General features: G+C 31.2%; 17 protein-coding genes and 1 other RNA gene. 4 read left to right on the top strand and 14 right to left on the bottom strand.

Features of this window, described 5'->3' with window-relative positions; all coding sequences use genetic code 11:
* Positions 1-100 precede the first annotated feature (100 nt).
* The 10 genes from BQ5371_RS06125 to BQ5371_RS06080 all read right to left on the bottom strand — a co-directional run bounded on the left by BQ5371_RS06125 (position 101) and on the right by BQ5371_RS06080 (position 13,542).
* Positions 101-4,432, bottom strand: coding sequence for an acyl-CoA dehydratase activase-related protein (locus BQ5371_RS06125; RefSeq protein ID WP_071132975.1), 4,332 nt, complete (start codon positions 4,430-4,432; stop codon positions 101-103).
* A 58-nt stretch (positions 4,433-4,490) separates the two neighbouring features.
* Positions 4,491-4,835, bottom strand: an RNA gene (rnpB, locus tag BQ5371_RS06120) — RNase P RNA component class A.
* A gap of 26 nt (positions 4,836-4,861) precedes the next feature.
* On the bottom strand, positions 4,862-5,563 hold the full coding sequence (locus BQ5371_RS06115; RefSeq protein ID WP_071132974.1) for a tRNA (adenine(22)-N(1))-methyltransferase: 702 nt from the start codon (positions 5,561-5,563) through the stop codon (positions 4,862-4,864).
* Between the two features lie 85 nt (positions 5,564-5,648).
* Positions 5,649-6,767 carry a glycoside hydrolase family 25 protein gene (locus BQ5371_RS06110; protein ID WP_071132973.1) on the bottom strand — a complete coding sequence of 373 codons (1,119 nt, stop codon included), beginning with the start codon at positions 6,765-6,767 and terminating at the stop codon, positions 5,649-5,651.
* Positions 6,768-7,264: 497 nt separating this feature from the next.
* Positions 7,265-8,488 (bottom strand): RNA polymerase sigma factor RpoD, encoded by a 1,224-nt coding sequence (rpoD, locus tag BQ5371_RS06105; RefSeq protein WP_331462942.1) that lies wholly within the window; start codon positions 8,486-8,488, stop codon positions 7,265-7,267.
* Position 8,489: 1 nt separating this feature from the next.
* Positions 8,490-10,286, bottom strand: a complete 1,797-nt coding sequence (dnaG, locus tag BQ5371_RS06100; protein ID WP_071132972.1) for a DNA primase — start codon at positions 10,284-10,286, stop codon at positions 8,490-8,492.
* Positions 10,287-10,342: 56 nt separating this feature from the next.
* Entirely contained in the window at positions 10,343-11,347 is a 1,005-nt protein-coding gene (locus BQ5371_RS06095; RefSeq protein ID WP_071132971.1) for a deoxyguanosinetriphosphate triphosphohydrolase, read from the bottom strand.
* Between the two features lie 3 nt (positions 11,348-11,350).
* Complete coding sequence (gene dut / locus BQ5371_RS06090) at positions 11,351-11,788, bottom strand: dUTP diphosphatase (protein WP_071132970.1); 438 nt, start codon at positions 11,786-11,788, stop codon at positions 11,351-11,353.
* Positions 11,789-11,801: 13 nt separating this feature from the next.
* A complete protein-coding gene (locus BQ5371_RS06085; RefSeq protein ID WP_071132969.1) occupies positions 11,802-13,028 on the bottom strand; it encodes a M16 family metallopeptidase in 1,227 nt (408 codons plus the stop codon).
* Positions 13,029-13,038: 10 nt separating this feature from the next.
* Positions 13,039-13,542 carry a hypothetical protein gene (locus BQ5371_RS06080; protein ID WP_071132968.1) on the bottom strand — a complete coding sequence of 168 codons (504 nt, stop codon included), beginning with the start codon at positions 13,540-13,542 and terminating at the stop codon, positions 13,039-13,041.
* A 91-nt stretch (positions 13,543-13,633) separates the two neighbouring features.
* Here BQ5371_RS06080 and pepF point away from each other — a divergent pair, with 91 nt between their 5' ends.
* The 3 genes from pepF to BQ5371_RS06065 are packed head-to-tail and all read left to right on the top strand — an operon-like array spanning position 13,634 to position 17,285.
* Complete coding sequence (pepF, locus tag BQ5371_RS06075; protein WP_071132967.1) at positions 13,634-15,460, top strand: oligoendopeptidase F; 1,827 nt, start codon at positions 13,634-13,636, stop codon at positions 15,458-15,460.
* A 45-nt stretch (positions 15,461-15,505) separates the two neighbouring features.
* Positions 15,506-16,348 carry an NAD(+)/NADH kinase gene (locus tag BQ5371_RS06070; RefSeq protein WP_071132966.1) on the top strand — a complete coding sequence of 281 codons (843 nt, stop codon included), beginning with the start codon at positions 15,506-15,508 and terminating at the stop codon, positions 16,346-16,348.
* Between the two features lie 4 nt (positions 16,349-16,352).
* Positions 16,353-17,285, top strand: a complete 933-nt coding sequence (locus BQ5371_RS06065; RefSeq protein WP_071132965.1) for an RluA family pseudouridine synthase — start codon at positions 16,353-16,355, stop codon at positions 17,283-17,285.
* Here BQ5371_RS06065 and BQ5371_RS06060 read toward each other — a convergent pair.
* Entirely contained in the window at positions 17,277-18,275 is a 999-nt protein-coding gene (locus BQ5371_RS06060) for a DUF975 family protein (RefSeq protein WP_071132964.1), read from the bottom strand. The genes BQ5371_RS06065 and BQ5371_RS06060 overlap by 9 nt on opposite strands.
* 113 nt (positions 18,276-18,388) lie before the next feature.
* On the opposite strand from BQ5371_RS06060, the gene BQ5371_RS06055 reads away from it, so the two are divergent.
* On the top strand, positions 18,389-19,084 hold the full coding sequence (locus BQ5371_RS06055; protein ID WP_071132963.1) for a thiamine diphosphokinase: 696 nt from the start codon (positions 18,389-18,391) through the stop codon (positions 19,082-19,084).
* Between the two features lie 63 nt (positions 19,085-19,147).
* Here BQ5371_RS06055 and BQ5371_RS06050 read toward each other — a convergent pair whose 3' ends face one another.
* The 3 genes from BQ5371_RS06050 to pheT form a co-directional block, all read right to left on the bottom strand.
* Positions 19,148-19,387 (bottom strand): hypothetical protein, encoded by a 240-nt coding sequence (locus BQ5371_RS06050; RefSeq protein ID WP_071132962.1) that lies wholly within the window; start codon positions 19,385-19,387, stop codon positions 19,148-19,150.
* Positions 19,388-19,538: 151 nt separating this feature from the next.
* On the bottom strand, positions 19,539-20,501 hold the full coding sequence (locus BQ5371_RS06045; RefSeq protein WP_071133144.1) for an ATP-dependent 6-phosphofructokinase: 963 nt from the start codon (positions 20,499-20,501) through the stop codon (positions 19,539-19,541).
* A 61-nt stretch (positions 20,502-20,562) separates the two neighbouring features.
* Complete coding sequence (gene pheT, locus BQ5371_RS06040) at positions 20,563-23,073, bottom strand: phenylalanine--tRNA ligase subunit beta (RefSeq protein WP_071132961.1); 2,511 nt, start codon at positions 23,071-23,073, stop codon at positions 20,563-20,565.
* Between the last annotated feature and the right edge of the window lie 12 nt (positions 23,074-23,085).

Below are 23,085 nucleotides of genomic sequence, written 5' to 3'. Positions count from 1 at the left end.
TTTAGGAATAGTTATGTCTCTCTTCTACCATTATATTCTCTATATTCCCTTTATTTTATTTTAAATTACTTATTTTAAATCACACCTTAATAAGCTTGCTTTAATTCCTATAAATGTTTTTAAAAGCTGTAGCCATCATCATCTTTATCCTATTAAGCTGGTTTACATTAGATGCACCAGGGTCATAATCTATAGCTACTATATTAGAATCCTTATCATAATTTCTTATAGCCTTAATCATGCCTTTTCCTACGACATGGTTTGGTAAACACGCAAATGGCTGAAGGCAGAGAATATTTTTGACTCCTTCATCTATAAGGTCAACCATTTCTCCAGTTAAAAGCCAGCCTTCTCCGCATTGATTGCCTATGCTAAGTATTTTTGATGCATTTTTAGCTGTTTTTTCAATTGTTGTATCAGGTGTAAATCGAGATGAATTTCGCAAAACTTCTCTAACCATATCCCTATAATGCTCAATTATACTAAGTGCAGTATTATTTATCATCATATCATTCATCTTTCCAGATAGATGTTTATAATTAAATTTTTTACTATACATTCCATACTCAAAAAAGTCTATAAGGCTTGGTACTACTGCCTCACCGCCTTCTTCCTCTATTAATTCTACAAGGTTATTATTAGCATTTGGATGATACTTAACTAGAATTTCTCCAACTATTCCAACCTTAGGTTTAACCATGTTTTCATCAATTGGAAGTTTATCAAAGTCCTTGACAATCTCACTAATATTCTTCTTAAACTGATTTGTTTTCAAATTGATACAGTTTGATATAATTTTATCAAACCATTTATCCATTATCTTATTACTTGAACCTTTTATTTTTTCATATGGTCTTACATGATATAAGCATTTCATCATTAAATCTCCATACATAGTAGCAATTACAAAGGATAAAAGCATTTTCATAGAAATGCGGAATCCCTTATTTGATTCAAGTCCAGCCATATTAAAAGATATTACAGGTATTTGAGGCATATTAAGATCTATCAAAGCTTTTCTTAATAGAGCAACATAATTAGAAGCCCTGCATCCTCCACCCGTTTGCGACATAAAGACACCTACCTTATTCAAATCATATTTGCCCGATTTTAATGACGATATAATCTGACCTAGGGTTACAATTGTAGGATAACAAGCATCATTATTAATATATTTAAGCCCCTCTTCTTCTGAATTCTTTGTCACTGGCGGTAGCATTACAGCGTTATAACCAAGGTGATTTAAAATAGGCTCTAAATATTGAAAGTGTATGGGTGACATCTGTGGAATTAACAAAGTATAACCGTCTAGTTTCATTTTTTTAGTGAACTTAATTCTTTCATATGGCTTATTGACACCAAGAGGCTTAATTTCAGTTTTGCTTCTCTCATCAAGGGCTGCTTTTAACGATCTAAGCCTAATTTTTATAGCTCCTAGGTTAGAACCCTCATCAATTTTTAATACTGTATATAATTTGTTGTTATACTCTAATAATTCTTCAATTTCATCAGTTGTTACCGCATCAACACCGCAGCCAAAAGAATTTAATTGTACAATATCAAGATCTTGTCTTTGCCCTGCAAACAAGGCAGCCTTATATAGCCTTGAATGATATACCCATTGATCGAGCACCCTGAGGGGCCTTTCTTCGATTATTCTATCGCTTACTCCATCTTCAGTTAAAACAACCATATCTAGCTGTGTAATAATATTATTTATTCCATGGTTTACATGGGGATCTATATGATAAGGTCTTCCTGAAAGTATAATACCTTTTTTATTATGCTTTTTCATATAATCAAGGGCGAAATCCGTTTCCTTGATAAGAGAACGCTTAAATTTTTTATATTCTATTCTACCTTCATCTATTGCTTCTGCTATATCTCTTCTATTTATGCCTAATTTAAATAAGGAATAATTAATATTTTTATTATCAAAATTATATAAATTATTTATATTAGCCCTTGCTTCAATATCGACATCTCTTTTACCATTAAAAAACTTATATAATTCCTCATTTAATCTGGAATCACTATCATATGGTAGAAATGGATGATAAAATTCAACATCGTTATCATTGAAAAAATCAGCCATATTTTTATCTATAACTTCCGGATAAGTCGCTACTATTGGACAATTATAGTGGTTAGGAGCCGAAGGATCTTCATTTATTTCGTGATTTATACATGGATAAAAAATCCTTTTTATATTGTGCATTACTAGCCATTTAATATGACCATGGACAAGCTTAGCTGGATAACAAGCCGTATCAGAAGATATTGAGTCCATTCCGAGCTCATAAATATCCTTAGAGCTTACCTGGCTTAAAACAACTTTAAACCCTAGCCTACTGAAAAATGTATGCCAAAATGGATAATCTTCATACATATTTAATACTCTTGGAATACCAATAATTCCTCTATAAGCTGCATCATCTTCCAGGCTAGGTCTATTAAATAACAATTTAAATTTGGTTTTATAGAGATCGGGATTATCATTTTGTTTAGCAATTTCGCCGGCTCCCCTTTCGCACCTATTTCCTGTTACATATCTTGAGCCATCACCAAATTCTGTTATGGTTAAAAGACAGTTGTTTCCGCATTTACCGCATCTTTTGTTTGATGTAGTAATTTTGAAATTATCAATTTTGTCTTTAGGCAGTAAACTTGAGCTAAGATTTGCATCTTCTTTTATTTTTTCTTCGTATTGCTCATGAGCAATTATAGCTGCACCATAGGCTCCCATAAGTCCTGAAACATCGGGTCTAATAACCTCTTTTCCTAGTATTATTTCAATAGATCTTAGAACTGCTTCATTTAAAAATGTACCGCCTTGAACTACTACCTTATCCCCTGTTTCATCTGGATTTCTTAACTTTATAACCTTATATAGAGCATTTTTAATTACTGATAAAGAAAGTCCTGCGGATATATCCCCTATTTTTGCACCTTCTTTTTGTGCCTGTTTAACCTTGGAATTCATAAAAACAGTACATCTGGTCCCAAGGTCAACGGGATTCTCAGCTGTTAAAGCTAAGTTTGCGAATTCAGGGACACTCATATTTACACTCTTAGCATAGGTTTCAATAAAAGAACCGCAACCTGAAGAACATGCTTCATTTAACATTATTGAAGATACAGCACCATTCTTAATTTTCATGCACTTCATATCTTGACCGCCAATATCGAGTATGAAGCTTACGCCTGGCAAAAATTCTTCAGCTGCCTTATAATGTGCCATTGTTTCAATAATACCATCATCCATCTTTATAGCAGCTTTAATAAGATTTTCGCCATATCCGGTTACTACAGATCTTGCTATAAAAGCATCATTTGGAATTTTTTTATAAATATCAAGTAATATTTTTTTTACAACTTCTAAAGGTTCTCCATTATTATTTTCATAATATTCATAAAGTAGCTCATTTTCACTATTAATTAAACCTGCCTTGGTTGTAGTTGAACCTGCATCAATACCTAAGAATAAAGGCCCTTTTGCCATAGATAGGTCGTTTCTTTTTACCTTGTATTTGTCATGTCTTTTCCTAAAACTTTCAAGGTGATTTTCATCATCAAATAGAGGATCTATGTATTTTGTAGATGATATATCTTTAGAATCAGAATTATCGATTTTAGAAATAAGATCTGAGATATTAGTATTATCTTCATTTTCAGAAAGCAAAGCGGCACCTATAGCCACAAAATATTTTGAATTTTCGGGAAAAATAACATTTTCCTCTGGAAGCTTTAGCGTTTCAATAAATCTTTTTCTAAGCTCACTTAAATATGTCAAAGGGCCACCTAGGAAAGCAACATTACCTTTAATTGGGTGACCGCATGCAAGTCCTGATATTAGTTGATTTACAACAGCTTGAAATATTGAAATAGCAATATCTGATGTTTTTGCACCATCATTTATTAATGGCTGAATATCAGTTTTTGCAAAAACTCCACACCTTGATGCAATAGGATAGATGATATTATATGATTTAGCAGCTTCATTTAAACCGCTTGCATCGGTATTTAAAAGGACTGCCATTTGATCTATAAAAGCTCCTGTACCTCCTGCACAAGAACCATTCATTCTCTGTTCAATAGATGGATTATAATATGTAATCTTTGCATCCTCACCGCCAAGCTCAATAGATACATCAGTTTCCGGTATAATTTTACTAACAGCTTCAGTGCATGAGATAACCTCCTGCTCAAATTTCAAATTTAATATTTTAGCAAGGGAAAGACCTCCTGAACCTGTTATAATAGCTTTTATTGAAAGATCTCCCATTTCTTTAATTAATTCAAATAGAAGTTCTCTAACCTTCTGAAAAACATCAGAATTATGTCTTTCATATCTCGAATATATTATTTCGTCATTACTACCAAGCAATATTAGCTTTACTGTTGTAGAGCCTACATCTATACCAAGTTTCATTTCATTCCTCTTTTAAATAGTTAAAAATTGAACAAAAAATAAAAAATGCCCCTAATAAAAAAAGGGCAAACCTATAAGCCGGGTTCTGTATTTGACGATCATCCATCTAGATCATCTATTGCTAAATGATTCAAGCGACCTACCTATGGGCAGTGACGGGCAGCCACAAATAATGCCCTGCTTGGTCTTGCTCCGAATGGGGTTTACACGGCCGTCATGTCTCCATGACGCCGGTGAGCTCTTACCTCACCATTTCAACCTTACCACGGCCTAACCGTTTCGGCGGAATGTTTCTGTTGCACTTTCCCTACAGTTACCTGCGCCTGATGTTATCAGGCATTCTTGCCCTTTGGAGCCCGGACTTTCCTCATGTCTAAAGACACGCGATCGTCTGGTTTACCCTGGAAGTATTATACCATATTATATATTTTATATTAATAAAGTCTTTAGATATTCTAAATCTATTTCAAGCTTTTTTATTAAGTAAGTTTTATCATCTTTGCTTTTTTTTAAATTATTAATCTCATTATTTATACTTTCAATTTTCCAATTGATTTTTTCTTTTAAAAGCTCTTTTTCAGAGTATTTAAACGACTTAGGAAATTCCCATTTAATACTATCTTTATCTATATTTTCATATATTTTATTGATATTAAAATCTGTTTTTGCAACTATTATTTCACATACAAACTTTCCTTCTTTTGCAAGTACATTTTTTTCTATATTAAAATTATTTTTATATAACCAATGTCTTAGCCTGCCACTATTATTCCTAGGTTGTAAAATTAATTTTTTAAAAGAATGTGTCTTATCAATATCCTTTTCTAAAATATCTATAATAAGCTGTCCTCCCATACCTGCAATAATAATATCATCGACTTCTCCATATGAAATCTCAATTAAGCCATCTGACACTCTAAATGATGTTAATGTGCTTGTTTTTATATCTTTTAAATTATTAATAGCCTTATCTAGGGATTTTGAACTAATATCACTCATAATAATTGCTGGCGATATTTTATTTTTTATTAGAAGAATCGGAACGAATCCATGATCCGTTCCGACATCAGCAACAGTTTCACCTGTTGCTACTTCTTCATATATTTTATAAAGACGATTGCTAATTTTCATTTATATTATTTCTAAAAATTCTATCAACTATATTGTTAAAACTACAATTAAATTCAACTTAGTTATACCAGTAATAATATTAAAATTAGTTATACCAGTAATTGCAGTCAACATTTCCATTTACTCCTGTAATTCTGCCTGTGCTTGTGTACTGCCATACATTATATGAGCCTCCATATGTTACCTTGTCATAGTACTGTGCAACCCATACTCTATAACCATTTAACTGGTTCATATCAAGCTTATTATTTAACCACCATGTGCTTGCATAAAGCATTGGAGTGTATCCAGCATTAGACACTTCATCACAGAATGCTTTAATAACTTCAGTCCTTGAAGCTGTGCTAATTGCTGAATGTCTTCCGCCACCGCTTACATTTTCTGAATCGATTACTATTGGAAGGTCAACTCCATAAGGCTTAATCTTTTCTATTGTATATCTTGCTTCTTCAATTGCTTCATCAGCATTAACAGCCTGTGTAAAGAAGTAAACACCAACCTTTATACCATTTGCCTTAGCTTGAGCAATATTATAATCAAATCTTGCATCATCATATATACTAGCACTAACGCTAAATCTACCCGCAACTCTAATGTAAGCAAATTTTACACCTGAGTTTGCAACTGCTTGCCAATCAATATATCCATTAAATTCTGATACATCTATTCCAAGGCTACCAGCTGGAATTATTGAACTGTCAAAACTAGGATTATTCTGAGGTTTATTATCAGTTGAGCTATCTGTATTATTAGTATTGTTATCAGTAGCACTATCATTATTATTATCAGATGAAGAATTATCTATTGAAGAATCCGGAGTAGTTAACTCACTGCTATCAAATTCTTTTGCTTTAGCCTGTGGCTTTACATTTTGCTGAGCATTAGATGAAGAATTTGCTTCTAAAGCATTTTTGTGCTCTGCAGCAGCCTTACCAGATGCCTCATCAGCTTCTCTTATAGCGACACTCTTCTTTGATTCATCCATTTTAATATTAATTTCACTTTTTTCAGCATTATCAGAAATCTGCTTTTTTATTAAAGCATCCGTTACAGCTTCTAAAGTCTTACTTTGTAAGGATTTAAAAGCAGATGAAGCAGGCTTATTTATTATTCCTCTAATACCACTTTTGCTTGCAAAACTTGGAATGGAAAAGCATATCATTATCAATGTAATTATTCCAATCTTTAATATCTGTTTTTTCATTTCTAAATACCTCGTCTTTAAAATTCGTAGCAAAATCTATAAAAATGTTAACGAGATTTTAGCATCTACTTATAAATAAAAAAGAAAAAATAAAAAAATAAAGCAAAAATAAAAGTAATGTGATTTTATTATACATATTTATATCACATAAAGACTATATTTTATTGTAAACCAATCTATATTTTGTAAATTATTAAAAAAAAGATAACAATATGTCCAATCAATCTATTTTTAGATTTTTAACCCTTTTTACTCTTTCTTTTTTGATTATTGTTTTAATTTTTTTATATTTCATAAATATTTTAAAAAATAAGTATTTGTTTTTTTGTTTATTAGCTCCAATATAAAATATAAAAAGAGGTAGGATTTCTCACCTCTACCTCTTACAATCAATTAATATTTCTTAATATTATTGAGCTAATTTAAATAGTTTAAATTATTTAGAATGCTTAAATTATTTAAACTATTTGGTACTTTTATAAGTAATTTATTAAGAATTACTCTAAATACTCTTTTAATTTTTTCCTTCTTGATGGGTGCCTAAGCTTTCTTAATGCCTTTGCTTCAATCTGCCTTATCCTTTCTCTTGTTACATTAAATTCTTTTCCCACTTCTTCAAGAGTTCTTGGTCTGTCATCTTCAACACCAAATCTCAGTAATAATACTTTCTTTTCTCTTTCACTAAGTGTGTCCAAAACTTCCATTAATTGTTCTGTTAACATTGAGTTAGCCGCTGCATCTACTGGTTCAAGAGCATCCTCATCAGGAATAAAATCACCTAGGTGGCTATCTTCTTCTTCTCCAATTGGTGTTTCAAAGCTGACGGGGTCTTGGGATATTTTCTTTATTTCTCTTACCTTGTCAACAGTTATTCCCATTTCTTCGGCAATTTCTTCAGATGTTGGTTCTCTACCATATTCTTGAAGTAGCTGTCTACTAACCCTTATTAACTTATTTATAGTTTCTACCATGTGAACAGGAATCCTTATCGTTCTTGCTTGATCAGCTATAGACCTTGTTATAGCTTGCCTTATCCACCAAGTAGCATATGTGCTGAACTTGTATCCCTTAGTATAGTCGAATTTATCTACAGCTTTTATAAGACCAAGGTTACCTTCCTGTATTAGATCAAGGAGAGATAAGCCCCTATTTAAATATCTCTTTGCTATGCTTACTACAAGTCTTAGATTACATTCGCATAACCTCTTCTTAGCCCATTCATCTCCTTCTTCCATACGCTTTGCAAGCTCTTTTTCTTCATCTGCTGTTAGCAAGCTAACTTTACCTATTTCTTTAAGATACATTCTTACAGGGTCATCAGTAGGAACAGACTTAGGGACTGTAGCTTCGACATCTATCTCTCCATTTTTATTTATTACAACTCCATCGTCCGCATCTTCATCATTTTTTAATTCTGAATCAGCAGGTTCTCTAAATTCAACAACCTTTATTCCCTTATCTTCGAGCATTTTATAGGTCATTTCTATATCATTTTTATCAAGCTCTAAATCATATAGATAGTTGCTAACTTCTCCAATTGTGATTTCATTATTTGTTTTCTTTGCAATTTGTTCTAGGTCCATGACATATTGATCTCTCATGGCTAGAGTTTTTTCTTTTTTTATTGCATTTTCTTTCTCTTCAGGAGTTAGCTCGATATTATGCTCAATAGCCTTTACCTTGCCTTCAATACTGTTAGGATCGATTCTTTTTTTTGCCATTCTAATCCCCTTTCAACCTTCTAATTTCTGATTCGTAAAATAGTAATTCTTTCGCAATATCTTCGCTTGAACTATTATCATTTATTTTTTCAGATACTTCGAGTTCATTTTGTAATTGATTTTTTCTTTCAATACAAATCTCAAGTTTGTATTTTTTTAAGCATTTATTGTAAAACTCTTCAATATCTCCCCCGATAAAAAGTCCCTTAGTAGCCTTGCGAAAAGCCATATCTTCATCTTTATCAAGATTCTTACTTATCTCATCAATTATATTTAAATTAATATCTTTAATATTATAGCTATCGTTTTTTAAATCCTTGCTACAAATTTCTATCAAAATTTTATGAATTTTTTTTGCAAGATATGTTGTAAATATTACATTATCTTTCTCTAATTCTTTTAAATAATATGAATCTACTGAACTTATATATAGCAAATAAAGTTCAGTCTTTAATATTGCCGTTATTTCATTATTTATATTATCCTTGTAGATTCCCCTCTCATTCGTATATCTTTTAACCTCTTCTCTTCCTCTCGTGCTCACTTCAGTCCTAATAGCTTGTTCAGAAATATCAAGTTCTCTTGATATTTTTTTAATATAAAAATCTTGCTCTACTGGTGATAAGGTGTTTAATACCCTAATACATTCTTTAATATAATTTAATTTATCTTCATCTCTTTTTAGATCGAAATTTCTTTTTAAGGTAATCAGTATAAAGTCTGTAGAAGGAAGGGCATTTGTTACTAAATTTTTAAATTTATCCTTACCATATTTTTTTATGTATTCATCAGGGTCTTTTCCACCTTCGACTTGTATTACTTTTACATTTAAATTGTTTTTTCTTAATACATCTATCGCTCTTAAATTCGCCTTTATCCCTGCTTCATCAGAATCATATGAGAGGATAATATTCTTTGTATACCTAGAGATAAGCCTTGCCTGCTCATCTGTGAGTGCTGTTCCTAGAGAAGCTATAACATTCCTTATACCTGATTGATATAAGCTTATTACATCCATATAACCTTCTACAATGATTATATTCCCCTCTTTCTTTATATATTCAGAGGCAATATTTAGCCCATATAAATTATTTTTTTTGTGAAAAATATCGCTTTCATCAGAATTTAGATACTTAGGCTTATCTTCATTTGATACGCTCCTTCCACCAAAACCTATGACTCTAGAGCGAGTGTCAATAATAGGGAACATAATTCTATTTCTAAATTTATCATAGAGCTTATTATTCTTTCCCTTTTTAACAAGACCTAGATTAATCATTTCTTCATCTTTAATATTTTGTGAATGAAGATATTTATATAAACCATCCCAGGAATTATTAGAAAAACCAATTCCAAATTTATTTAAAGCCTGATTATCTATCTTTCTATTTGATATATATTTATAACCCAAATTTGGTAATTTCCTTAGGCTTTTAAAATAGTATGTAGCTGTCAGACGATTAATCTCATAAAATCTCTTGTAATCAACATTTGACCTATGTACCATTTTGGGTAGTTCTATTCCATTATCAGCACATATTTTTGTAATTGCTTCATTAAAATCCAATTTATAAAAATCTTGGACAAATTTTATGACATCACCACCTACTCCGCACCCAAAGCAATGATAAAACTGTTTTTCTTCATTCACAGAAAAACTCGGGGTCTTTTCATTGTGAAATGGGCAATTACCCCAGTAATTTGCACCTTTCTTTTTTAGCCTAACATCCTTGCCAATGATATTTACTATATCTATTCTATTTTTTAAGTCTTCAATAAATCTATTATCAAATGACATTATATTACCTTTTGTTAAGTATCATTATTTATAACTTATTTATTACTAAATTTAGTTTATTTATTCTTTATAATAGAATCAAAGATTTTATTCGCATATCTATCTGTCATGCCTGCAATATAATCCTTTACAGCAATATTTAAACCATCTTCTTTTATTATAGAAACATACATATCAGGTAATTCCGACGGATTTTTTATAAAAAAGTCGTATAATCCCTCAATCTGCTCTTTAATTCTCTGAAGTTCTTCCTCTTTTTTCACCTTTTCACTATTGTATACATTTTTAAACATAAAAGCTCTTAAATGCATTAGAGCGTAGTTAAAATTTTCGCTTAAAGATATTTGCCTTTTATTTTCGCTATTATTTACGAGATCTTCTATGAGGTTATTAATTCTATCACCATGTGTGTATCCTAAAATATTAAGGTCTTCCTCCGGCAAATCTTTTTCAGTAATTACACCGCTTCTTATAGCATCATCAATATCGTGATTTATATATGCTATTTTATCGGAAATTCTTACAATCTGCCCTTCTAGTGTTGATGGCATATTCCTGCTTCTATGATTTAAAATTCCATCTCTAACTTCCCATGTTAGATTTAAGCCATAATTATCCTTTTTTTTCTCAAGACGATCAACAACTCTAAGGCTTTGCTCATTATGATGAAATCCGCCCGGATGTATTTCATTAAGAAAAATTTCTCCATTGTGCCCAAATGGTGTGTGTCCAAGGTCGTGACCGAGAGAAATTGCCTCTGTAAGGTCTTCGTTATATCCTAAAATTCTTGATATAGTCCTCGATATTTGAGCTACTTCCAAGGTATGCGTTAGTCTTGTCCTGTAATGGTCACCCTCAGGAGATATAAAAACCTGAGTTTTATGAACAAGCCGCCTAAATGCCTTTGAATGAATTATTCTATCGCGGTCCCTTTGGAAATCTGTTCGATAGAGGCACTTTTCTTCATAATTCAATCTGCCCTTTGAATCTGCCGACTTTGTAGCTAGGGGGCTTAGCATTTTATATTCGCTTTTCTCTAAATCTTCTCTATGTTTAATCATTATTTAATTACTTTTTATTCCTGAGTGTCCAAATCCACCCGTTCCTCTTTCAGTATCACACAGCTTTGGAACTACTTCTATGCTTACTTTTTCATATTTAGTAATAATAAGCTGGGCAATTCTATCACCATCATTTATAGTAAAATTTTCGTTTGAAAAATTAATAAGTGGGATTTTAAGTTCTCCTCTGTAGTCGCTATCTATCGTTCCTATGCTATTAACAAGCCCAATTCCATGCTTTATGGCAAGCCCACTTCTTGCCCTTATTTGACCCTCATATCCACTAGGAATCTCAACAAATATTCCTGTAGGTATAAGAAGTCTTTCCATTGGTTTTAAAATTATAGGTTCTGATATAAAAGCTGTAATATCAAGACCTGAAGAACCAGCTGTCGCATATGAAGGTATTCTGCCTGATTTGCTTACTATATTTAATTTCATATTAGTTTCTCCTTTAGCTACAAACATTTATTATGGAATAATTATCATAATCATCTATTATATATTTTACCCTCTCAATATCTTCACTTTTAATTGAGTCGATCTCACGAAGCATTTCATCTTGGGTTAATATCCTTTCTTCATTTAAAATAGTTAACCCATTTAATATCATTCTTGACTGTACATTTTCTGATGAAAATATATATGTGCTTTTTATCTGCTCTTTTGCACTATTTATTTCAGAATCAGAGATTTTATATTTGTGAATATTATCTAGTTCTTCTTTAATGCTCATCAGTGTTTTTTCTACATTTTCATTAGAAACTCCTGCTTCAATAAGAAATAATCCACTTTTTTTATTAAAGCCTAGAGATGAATGAATGGAATATGCAAGGCCTTTCTTCTCCCTTATATTCTGAAATAATCTAGATGACATTCCACCGCCTAGAATTGTATTTAAAATCCTAAGAGGTGTTTTTTTATCATCATTTGCTCCTATTCCTTTGATTCCTAAGGCTAAATGCGACTGTTCTATATCTTTATGAATTTCATTATATCCGCTAACTTCTTTTGAGCTAGGGAGCTTATATTCTTTTTTAGGAAGTGATTTGCTACCTAATTTATCAAAAGCATTTTCAAAATAATCTATTATCTCATCTTCGTTAAAAGAACCTGCAACCGAAATTACTATATTATCTTTTGTATAATGACTTTTATAATAATCTAATACTGATTCCCTAGTAAAAGACATTACACTTTCCCTGCTTCCTAAAACAGGATGTGCCATAGGCGTATTTTTGTAGACTATATTTTCTAAATTATCAATAGCTACATCATCAGGATCGTCAGCATTCATTTTAATCTCTTCGCAGATAACTAATTTTTCTCTCTCCATTTCTGTCAAGTCAAAGAGAGGATTGCATATCATATCCACTAATACATCGGCTGCTATTTTAAAATGTTCATCCAAGACCTTTATAAAATAACAGGTCTTTTCTTTACCAGTAAAAGCATTTTGCTGACCACCTATCATATCTATCTCATTAACTATTTCAAAAGGTGTCCTATTATAAGTACCCTTAAATAGCATATGTTCGATATAATGAGAAATACCAAAATCCCTAGATTCCTCTTGAGATGAACCGGTATTAACCCAGATTCCTAAAGATAGAGAGCGTGAACCCTCAATTTTTTCCATGATTAATCTTATACCGGATTTATAATTTAAAGTCTTTAACATATTCCCCCGCTTATATCAGCTTTGAAATCTTTATTTCAAAAGCATCAATTTTATAATCATTAATATTTGAAAAATCGTATTTACAATCATTATTTAAAAGTTTTGAAGCATATATATCATATATGGCATCATAAATGCTGGTATTTTTATTATCATTATATTTAACTAATTTATCTTCTATAAACCATTTTTTAAAGGATTCTATCTCAGAAACAAGAATCTTAACATTTTCCCTATCCTTTTCTCTTTCAAGAATACCTAAAAACTTCCTTTTAATTACATCAAATTTTATATAAAGGTCATCTTCATTATCAGGTAATATTCTAATTACCTCATCAAAATATGATTTAAATAAATCAATTAATTGTTCCCAATTTAAAGAATAGAATAATTCTTCTAATAAATATGAATCTATATTTTTATCATTTTCAAGTAGCAGTTCAAGATTTTCATAGTATTTAAAATCACTTGGAGTCTCAATATCTATTAACGAATAGAGTTCATCTCTCTTCATGCGTTCACCTTTAATACTTAATATGATATAATTACAAACATAGCAAATTATATCATAATATCAATAATAATTATAGGTTAACGAGGTGACTATGCCAATTTTAAATAGGAATGAAATCAAAGATAAATATAAATGGGATATTGAAAGAATGTATCCTGATGAGAATAAATGGGAGTTAGATTTAAATAAATGTATTGAATTGTCTAATGACTTTTTAAAATATCAAGGTAGTGTTGGAAAAAATCCTTCTGCCCTTCTCGTGCAGCTTGAACAAAGTTCAAATATCTCAAGATTATTTGAAAATGTTATAGTTTATGCAAGGCAGAGGAGAGATGAGGATAATGCTAATCCCAAATATATAGAAATGATGGGTAAGGCAATTGATGCAGCGTCTATAATATCTTCTAATACAGCTTTTTTTACACCTGAATTAATATCAAAAGATGAAGATGAAATTATGAGCTTTTTTAAAATAGAACCAAGGCTTAAAATATACGAGTTCATGTTAGCTTCAATTTTTAAAGAGAAAAAACATATCCTTTCATCTAAAGAAGAATCCTTGCTTGCAAACTTGGCGGATATTAGAGATGCCTCAAGTGAAATTTTTACCATGTTAAATAATGTTGATTTAGATTTTGGAATAGTTAAAGATAAAAAAGGTGAAGAATTTAATTTAACTCATGGTAATTATACTAAGCTTATGGAGTCTGATGATAGAGATTTGAGAGAACAAGTATATAAGCAGATGTATTCAAAGTATAAATCTCTCAATAATACCCTTTCTGTTATATATTCATACAATGTAAAAAACTATGTTACTGGTTCTAAGATAAGAAATTATGATGATGTTCTAAGTTATGCACTTGATTCCGAAAATATATCCCCTGAAATATATAGAAATCTAATTGATGTAGTTCATGATCACTTGCCGTCAATGTATAAATATATTAAAATTAAAAAAAGAGTTCTTGGCATAGATGACCTTGGTATGCACGATATATATCTTCCTATTACTTCCCTTGAAGATAAAAAATGCTCCTTTGAAGAAGCTGTGAATCTTTGTTCTATAGCATTATCTCCACTTGGTGATGATTATGTAAAAAGATTTAAAAAAGGCGTCTTAAATGAAAGATGGGTTGACATATATGAGAATAAAGGGAAGACTTCTGGAGCTTATAGCTTTGGATCTTATGACAGTTATCCTTATATATTGATGAATTATAATAATGAGATAGATGACGCTTTTACTTTAATTCACGAAGGCGGACACTCAATGCACTCTATTTATACGAGAGAAAAACAGCCTTTCATCTATGGAAGTCACTCTATATTTACTGCAGAGACCGCAAGCACGGTTAATGAAACACTTTTAATTAATTATTTAATAGATAATGCAAAAAATAAAAAAGAAAAAATTTATTGGGTAAATAAGTATATTGACGCTTTTAGAGCAACATTATTTAGACAGACTATGTTTGCTGAATTTGAATTACTTACTCATACATATGTTGAAAAAGGCGGTCAGTTAACAGCACAGTGGCTTAATAAAAAATATGATGAGCTTAATAAGCTATACTATGGACCTAATGTTAAAGAAGATGAATTTATAAGATACGAATGGTCGAGAATACCCCATTTTTACAGGCCTTTTTATGTATATCAATATGCAACAGGTTATTCTGCAGCAAATGCAATAGCAAAATCTATAGTGGGCACTTCCTCTAAATTTTCAAATGACAATGGGAATTATGGCGTTCGAGCAAAAGATGATTATATCGATTTTTTGAAAAGTGGAAATTCAAATTATCCTATAGACCTTTTGAAGATTGCAGGAGTCGATATGAACTCAAAGAATTCTATTGAAAGAGCAATGGAAGTTTTTGATATTATGGTTGATGAATTAGATAGCCTTATATAAATATATCCTGATATAAGTTTAATTTATTAAAGATAGGGAAAAATTATGCAAGATACAAAGCTGAGAAAAATTTATATTTATACAAATGGAACAGATATGTCCATTGAAGCTAGAAATAAATTTATAAATTCTCTAAAAAATTCTAATTTTGATGTTCTATATAATGAGAAAAGTAGAAAAGAGCTGGCATTAGATGCAGATTTAATAGCTTGCATTGGTGGTGACGGAACATTTCTTCATTTTGCCCATGATTGTGACTTCCCATCAAAACCAATAATAGGAATAAATACTGGTCATCTCGGTTTTTTTCAAGAATTAAATGCTAACAATAGAGATATTGAAAGATTTTCCAAGGCTTATTTTAATAATGAATATATTTTACAGGTTATACCGGTGTTAGAAACAGATATAGTATTTAAAAATGGTATAAAAGAAAGAATTTATGCAATAAATGAGATGATGGTTAGAGGCCCATTAACAAATCTAACTCATTTTGAGGTAAAAATAAATGATACTGTAATCCAAAATTTTAGCGGTGACGGAATACTTGTTTCTTCAGAAGTTGGATCGACAGCATATAACTATTCACTAGGTGGCTCAATAGTTGCTCCAGGACTAGGTGTATTGCAATTAACGCCTGTAGCTCCTGCAAGTACAAATGCGTATAGGTCCTATCATTCAAGCATAATACTCCCTATTGACGGCGTTATTAGGCTTACTACAGCAAGACGAACTGCAGATGAACCAATCTACATAACCTATGATGGATTTGAATCAATATTTGATGATGTTTCATATATTGAAATTAAAAAATCATCACGCTTAATTAATTTAATAAGATTTAAAGAATATGACTACTGGACAAAGTTAAGGGATAAGCTGATTTAAATTTATGGGTAAATACGAACACATTGTAAATAGAGATGAACTTGGAATGACAATTAATCAGATACTTCGTGCAAATTTTACATTTTCAAGAAGATTTAAAACTAAGATTAAATTTCAGGAATTAATTGACTTAAATGGTGTTAAATCCAAAGGTTTTATAAAACCAAATTTAGGTGATTTGATAAGTGTTAGACTTCCAATCGAAGAGAACAATTTTCCGCCTGAGGATATTCCGATAGATATAGTATATGAAGATTCTGACCTATTAATAATAAATAAGCAGGCAGGAATTACAGTTCATCCTACAAAAGGTCATCCAAATAACACTCTTGCAAATGGAATAACTTCATATATAGAAAAGACCAATCAAAATTTTAAAATTAGATTTTGTAATCGTCTAGATATGGATACGAGTGGTCTTATTATAGTTGCAAAGAACTCTAATATACAAAATGAAATTTCAAAACAAATGCAAAAAGATCTAGTCTTAAAAAAGTACATTGCCCTTGTTTATGGGATAATTGAAAAAGACAATTTTATAATTGATTTACCTGTAGGAAGACCTGACCCTTCCTCGCCAAAACGCTCGGTTCTATCAATTGATAAGGGCGGAAAAAATGCTGTTACAGGTGTCAAAGTCATCAAAAGATTTTATAATAAAAAATTGCCTGAACCATTTGATGGTGCGACGCTAGCTGAACTCACCTTGTATACTGGTAGAACTCACCAAATTAGAATTCATCTATCCCATATAAATCACCCTATAATTGGCGATGGTTTATATTCTAATATCAAGGATGAAAAAATGACAAGGCAGGCACTTCACTCAAAATATATTAAATTTAAACATCCTACAAGTGGTGAAGAAATGGAACTTAATGCAGAAATTCCATCAGATATTAACCTGCTAATAAAGAGACTTTCATCTCTAATTTGATCCCCTATTTAATTCATTATTTATTAGCATTACCAGCTCTTCTACAGTATAATTTTCATCAAATTCTATACCAAGAGTCCCAGCAACATTCCTTAAGTCTTCTATCTTCATCTTTGTATTTGCATATACTCTATCTTCTTTAATAATTTCTGAATTATCAGAATTGATAAAATTTTCCCCTTTGCTATAGGAAATATCATCGCCTGCATAAAACTCTTTGGCAGATGGCTCTATTAATAATCTAAAAAACTCAGCCTGCCCAAGGTATGCTGAAGCATAAGCAATATATTGAGGGATTGAAAATATTAAAAATGTCATCAAACCATAAAGGGTCTTTGTATCTACAAAATTTAATATAATTGTTGCCGGTAGTGAAAGAATTATAATCAAGAGTAAATAGCTTAAATCCAGCTTAAACAGATTAAATTTATTTCCATTCATTATAAATTTGCTCTCCTTAATACATTGGAATGGCGACTTCTCAGGATTTGAGGCTAGGATATAAAAAGCCTGTCTATAATTGTAAAAAGCAATTATGCCAGGAACAATTAATAGCATAGACCATAATGCAACAAAGAATCCCATTAAAATATTAAGAATAACCGCCTTAATAAAGAATTTAAACCCGCTTAAAATCAAAGGATATTCGCTTTTTAAACTATTAAGATAATGAAGTGTATATATACATCTCCCGAATATAAATATTCCTCCAATTATAGTCATATAAAGTGCGGAAGATGCTGCTGGACTAGGTAAAATTTCTGCTAATCTTGAAAGGTTAGCAGTGTCAACATTTAAATTCTTATAAAAATTAATTATAAGATCTATATTCTTCATAGGATAATAATGCCCTAAGAGCGATGAAGCCCAGTCAGTAAAAACAAAAAAAATAATAATTCCCCATACATATTGCATTAAAGTGCCATTTGTTTTTTGAGCTAGACCCATCTTAATTTCCAATGGTGATTTTGTAACTATATTATATTTCATAAAAACAATTCCTTTATATTTAAATATTGGAATATATTCTATAATAAGATAAAATATAATTCAAGTTAAGGAATTGATACTTTAATCATACTTTAATAATAAAGGATGTAAATATGAATATTTTAATAATACTCTCCTATATTGAAAATTTTAATAGTTCTTTTGTTAAGGAACTTGTAAAAAAATCAGAATATATTATCTGTGCTGATGGTGGGCAAATTTTTGCAAAAAATCACAATATCTCCCCTGACCTTTGCGTAGGAGATTTTGATTCTACTTCCGAACTTAATATTGATAATAAAGATACAAATAATATTAAAAATTATAGATTGTTTAACTCTGAATATGTGACCTATCCATCTGAAAAGAATTTAACAGATGCAGAGGCATCAATAAAAGAGGCAATAGATCGTTTTAACAATAAAAAATTAGATATAACTCTTCTGGGCGGAATTGGCGGAAGGCTTGATCATACTCTCGGTGCTATTAATACAATTAGGAAATATTCGAGCAAAAATATAAAAATAAGGTTGGTTGATATGAAAAATACGGCAGAATTTATATCATCGAAGGCTAATAATACCATCTTACTTCCCTATTCTAAAAATTACAAGTATTTTAGTATAATACCTTATGATGAAGTAGCTAGAGGTGTGACAATAAAAGGAGCTAAATATAATCTTGATAATTATGATCTTACTAGAGCAGGAACGCTTGGTATCAGCAATGAAGTTCTTGATAAAAATGATAAGATAGCAACTGTCACTATAAGTGATGGAGACCTATTAATAATAAGATCAAATGACTAAGTAAAATTAGCAAGGAAATAGAAGTACATAAAAAAGGCGGAGCATAGCTCCGTCTTTACAATTTTACTTTCCTCTAGGAATCAATCCCTTAATTACAGTATAATCATAGAAAACTTTCAGCTCTCTATCTGTCTCAATTGGGCCATGAATTTTTTCAAATTCAGCAAGAGTATCTTTGTATAATTTCTTCTCTTCCTCATCTTTAAATGGAAGCATCGTAAACTCCCAACACATACCCATGCCCGGGACATACTTCTCTTGTGGCTTAGTTACTTTGTTATTTGCCTTATAATAAAAAATCATTCTTTAACCTCCCGTGCATTGAAATTTACATAATTAGCTCGGTTTTTGTAATTGAATTATACCATTTAACTGATAAAATACAAGAATTTTATTTGTGCATTTTAATAAACAAAATATTAAAATTATTCATATTATTATAATTAATTTAAAATTATTTGCTTAAAATGTCAATAGAGTTATACATAGCTTCATTAAATGTTCTCTTTGCTTCGAGAGCCTTGCTTAGACTTATATCTGTAACCTTACCATTTATAATTCCTACAGCTCTATTATATTCTCCTGCCTTAATCAAATTAATCGCTACATCAGCACATTCTGTGGCTATTAGTCTATCCCTAAGTGACGGTGAGCCACCTCTTTGTAGGTAAGATAGAACAACAGGTTTTACTGAGCGACCTGTTCTCTTGGCAACTTCTTTGACAATATCATCAGTGCTAACAGGATAACCCTCGGCTTTTACTATTATACTATGCTGTTTACCACTATTTACACCCTGCATAACCTTCATGCAGACATAATCCATATCAGCAACTAGCTCCGGCACCAAGGCTACCTCTGCTCCGCCGGCTAAGCCTGAATATAGTGCAAGATCTCCACACTCTCTACCCATTACCTCTATAACAGTTGTTCTTTCATGGGCTGATGATGTATCCCTAATTCTCGTTATGGCTTCAAGAACGGTATTAATTGCGGTATCAAATCCTATTGTTTGCTCTGTATAAGCTAGATCATTATCTATTGTGCATGGAATACATATCACAGGCATACCCATATCGCTTATTGCCTTTGCTCCTCTAAAAGAACCATTTCCGCCTATTACAACAATTAGATCAAGGTTAAATATCCTTGCCCTATCAATGCCTTTCTTAACACCTTCTTCTGTTTTAAATTCTTCACTTCTTGCGGTTTTTAATATAGTGCCACCTCTTTGCAATATATCAGAGACAGACCTTCTATTCATTTCTTTGATAAGTCCATTAATAAGACCCTCATAACCTTTATATATGCCATAGACCTCTAGCTCTGCCTCAATACCATATCTAACGATGGCCCTAACCGCTGCATTCATACCTGGAGCATCTCCACCACTGGTTAATACCCCAATTCGTGAAATATCCATATTATACCTTTCAAAACTTAATCTGTTATTATAATGCCAATAAAATATAGTCTAATTAGCTTCTTAACTCAGCTCCACATAGTTTTTTTAAAGTTTCAATAATAGATCTCATCTTCTTATCTATCTGCTTAGAGTTTAGAGTTCCTTTATCAGAACCAATTGAAATTGTAAACATTATGGACTTTTTACCTTCAGGAATTTGCTTTCCTCTGTAAACTTCTTTAAATTTCACCTCATTGCATTTATTTATAATTGCATAATGAATATCCTTCCATTTAATTTGCTCATCAACAACAATCGATAAATCTTCTTCAACTTGAGGGAAAACTGGTAAACTTATATATTTATTTGTCCTAGATGTAAATGGTTTAAGCTTTGACATCTCTATTTCAAAGACTGCTACAGCAGGATTATTTATCCCCGATTCATGCAGTGATTTTAGTGATACAAGTCCAAAACTTCCTATGATATTTTCGTTTGATAATATATTTAAATAGGCATTTTCATCTGCCCATGATGGCTTATCAATCTTTTTAAAAGTAAAATCTTCCATATGACAATATCTGCTCATAGACTCCAGAACTCCCTTTATATCAAAGAAAGCTTTTTCATTTGAATTTGATACAGAAATTCCGGAAATCATCATCTTTTGAATCGGTAAAATTTCTTCATCAGTACTAGGACTATATTTACCTTTTTCAAAGACTTCAGCTATTTCATGTAAATTAAATTCGTTGAAATATCTTAGATTTTTTTCTGCAGACTCTAGTAAGCCTGTGATTAAAGTAGATCTTAGATATGCTTGCTCCGGTGAAGGTGGAGTTGCGAGTTTAACCATTTTTTCTATATCAGAATTAATAGCATTAATATATTTATCACTTACCCATGGGTAGGTAAAAATCTCATAGAAATTACATCTAAATGAAAGATATTCTCGTATCCTTCTCTCAAGTTCTTCTTTTGGTTGCTTAATAGCTTTGTTAAATTCAACAGGCAAAGGTTTTCTTTTAAAATTCTCATATCCTATCATTCTCGCGAGATCTCCAAGAATATCATCTCGAATTGAAACATCTCCCGTTGACCTCCATGTAGGAGCTAATATATGATAGTATTTATCTTCAATCGGATTACCGTTAGAATCCTTTCTTATAGATTTATCAATCTTATAAGCTCCCTTATCTCTAACCTCTATCTGATAACCTAGGATTGAAAGTGTATCAATTATATCTTTCTCACTTAATTTTGTACCTATTCTTCTATCCAAGAAATCTTGAGAAATATCAATTTCAGAAGATGCTGTATGTTCATTAGTGACTTCTCCATATGCTGTGATTTTATTTTCAGGATAAATCTTATTAAATAAATCAAGTGACAGATCTAAAGCAATATCAATTCTTTCTGTGTCAATGCCTTTTTCATATCGAATCCCAGAATCTGTTTTTTCTCCAAATCTTTGCTCGGTTTTTCTTATAGTATTAGGTGAAAAATTTGCAATCTCTAAAACTATACTTTCTGTACTATCTAGGACAGAATCCTTTTTGCCACCTCTAATGCCGGCAAGACACATAGGTTCTTCTATATCTGCAATTACAAGGTCATCTGTTGATAGCTCAAGGTCGTTATCATCGAGTAGTACTATCTTCTCCCCCTTTGTTGCATTTCTTATAACTATTTCTTCACCCTCTACCTGATTTGAATCAAAGGCATGATTTGGCTGTCCTGTAGCAAGCATTACATAATTTGTTATATCAACTATTGCATTTTTGGGATTAATTCCTACGCTTTTTAAAGCAATTTTTAGCCAAGCTGGTGACTCTTTGACATATAAATTTTCAATTTTTAAAGCAAGATACCTTTTGCATTTTTCTTTTTCTAGAATATTAATTTTATATTTAGGTAGTGATTTATAATCTTGTATATTTATTTGCTCATCTAATAAATCCTTTAATTTAAGCTTATAAATTGCTGCAATTTCTCTAGCAACGCCATAATGTCCCCATAGGTCAGGTCTATTGGTCAAACTCTTATTATCAATATCTAAAATAAAATCATTTAGATTTAAAACATCAGAAATAGAAGCACCTGCTACTAGTTCATCTTGTTTAATATCCTCAATTTTTCCTAAATCCATTATGTTCTCTGGTTCATCCTTATAAATATCACCGAGGTATATTTCTTCAGAGGCAGAAATCATTCCATAGCTCTTAACACCTCTAAGCTTGTTTTCTTTAATCTTTACAGGCTCTCCTTCACCATGCCATACAACGCTCGAACCTGGTAGAGCTACTGCGACATATTGTCCTTCATAAAGATTAAGACCTCCGCAAACTATCTCTTTTAATTCATCAAGTCCGCAGTCTACAGTGCAAACTTTTAATTTATCTGCATTGGGATGCTGGTTAACATTTATAATTTTACCGACTACTATATTATGATATTTTAAAGATGTATCTATAAGATCTTCTACTTCAACCGTCCTCATTGTAAGGTCATAAGCTATCTGCTTTTCGCTTAAATCTTCAGGCAAATCAACATATTTTCTTATCCAATTTAATGATATTTTCATTTTTAATCCTCC

This window comes from Alterileibacterium massiliense, from assembly GCF_900104645.1.
Lineage (GTDB): Bacteria > Bacillota > Clostridia > Peptostreptococcales > Anaerovoracaceae > Alterileibacterium > Alterileibacterium massiliense.
This window is presented reverse-complemented; position numbering and strand designations above follow the sequence as displayed.

Bases quoted from the DNA above. Each gene is read 5' to 3' on its own strand.
- BQ5371_RS06080 (WP_071132968.1), bottom strand. From the start codon at position 13,542: ATGAAGAGAGATGAACTCTATTCGTTAATAGATATTGAGACTCCAAGT.
- pepF (WP_071132967.1), top strand. From the start codon at position 13,634: ATGCCAATTTTAAATAGGAATGAAATCAAAGATAAATATAAATGGGAT.
- BQ5371_RS06055 (WP_071132963.1), top strand. From the start codon at position 18,389: ATGAATATTTTAATAATACTCTCCTATATTGAAAATTTTAATAGTTCT.
- BQ5371_RS06125 (WP_071132975.1), bottom strand. From the start codon at position 4,432: ATGAAACTTGGTATAGATGTAGGCTCTACAACAGTAAAGCTAATATTG.
- BQ5371_RS06110 (WP_071132973.1), bottom strand. From the start codon at position 6,767: ATGAAAAAACAGATATTAAAGATTGGAATAATTACATTGATAATGATA.
- BQ5371_RS06115 (WP_071132974.1), bottom strand. From the start codon at position 5,563: ATGAAAATTAGCAATCGTCTTTATAAAATATATGAAGAAGTAGCAACA.
- dnaG (WP_071132972.1), bottom strand. From the start codon at position 10,286: ATGTCATTTGATAATAGATTTATTGAAGACTTAAAAAATAGAATAGAT.
- BQ5371_RS06065 (WP_071132965.1), top strand. From the start codon at position 16,353: ATGGGTAAATACGAACACATTGTAAATAGAGATGAACTTGGAATGACA.
- BQ5371_RS06070 (WP_071132966.1), top strand. From the start codon at position 15,506: ATGCAAGATACAAAGCTGAGAAAAATTTATATTTATACAAATGGAACA.
- BQ5371_RS06095 (WP_071132971.1), bottom strand. From the start codon at position 11,347: ATGATTAAACATAGAGAAGATTTAGAGAAAAGCGAATATAAAATGCTA.
- dut (WP_071132970.1), bottom strand. From the start codon at position 11,788: ATGAAATTAAATATAGTAAGCAAATCAGGCAGAATACCTTCATATGCG.
- pheT (WP_071132961.1), bottom strand. From the start codon at position 23,073: ATGAAAATATCATTAAATTGGATAAGAAAATATGTTGATTTGCCTGAA.
- rpoD (WP_331462942.1), bottom strand. From the start codon at position 8,488: ATGGCAAAAAAAAGAATCGATCCTAACAGTATTGAAGGCAAGGTAAAG.
- BQ5371_RS06050 (WP_071132962.1), bottom strand. From the start codon at position 19,387: ATGATTTTTTATTATAAGGCAAATAACAAAGTAACTAAGCCACAAGAG.
- BQ5371_RS06085 (WP_071132969.1), bottom strand. From the start codon at position 13,028: ATGTTAAAGACTTTAAATTATAAATCCGGTATAAGATTAATCATGGAA.
- BQ5371_RS06060 (WP_071132964.1), bottom strand. From the start codon at position 18,275: ATGAAATATAATATAGTTACAAAATCACCATTGGAAATTAAGATGGGT.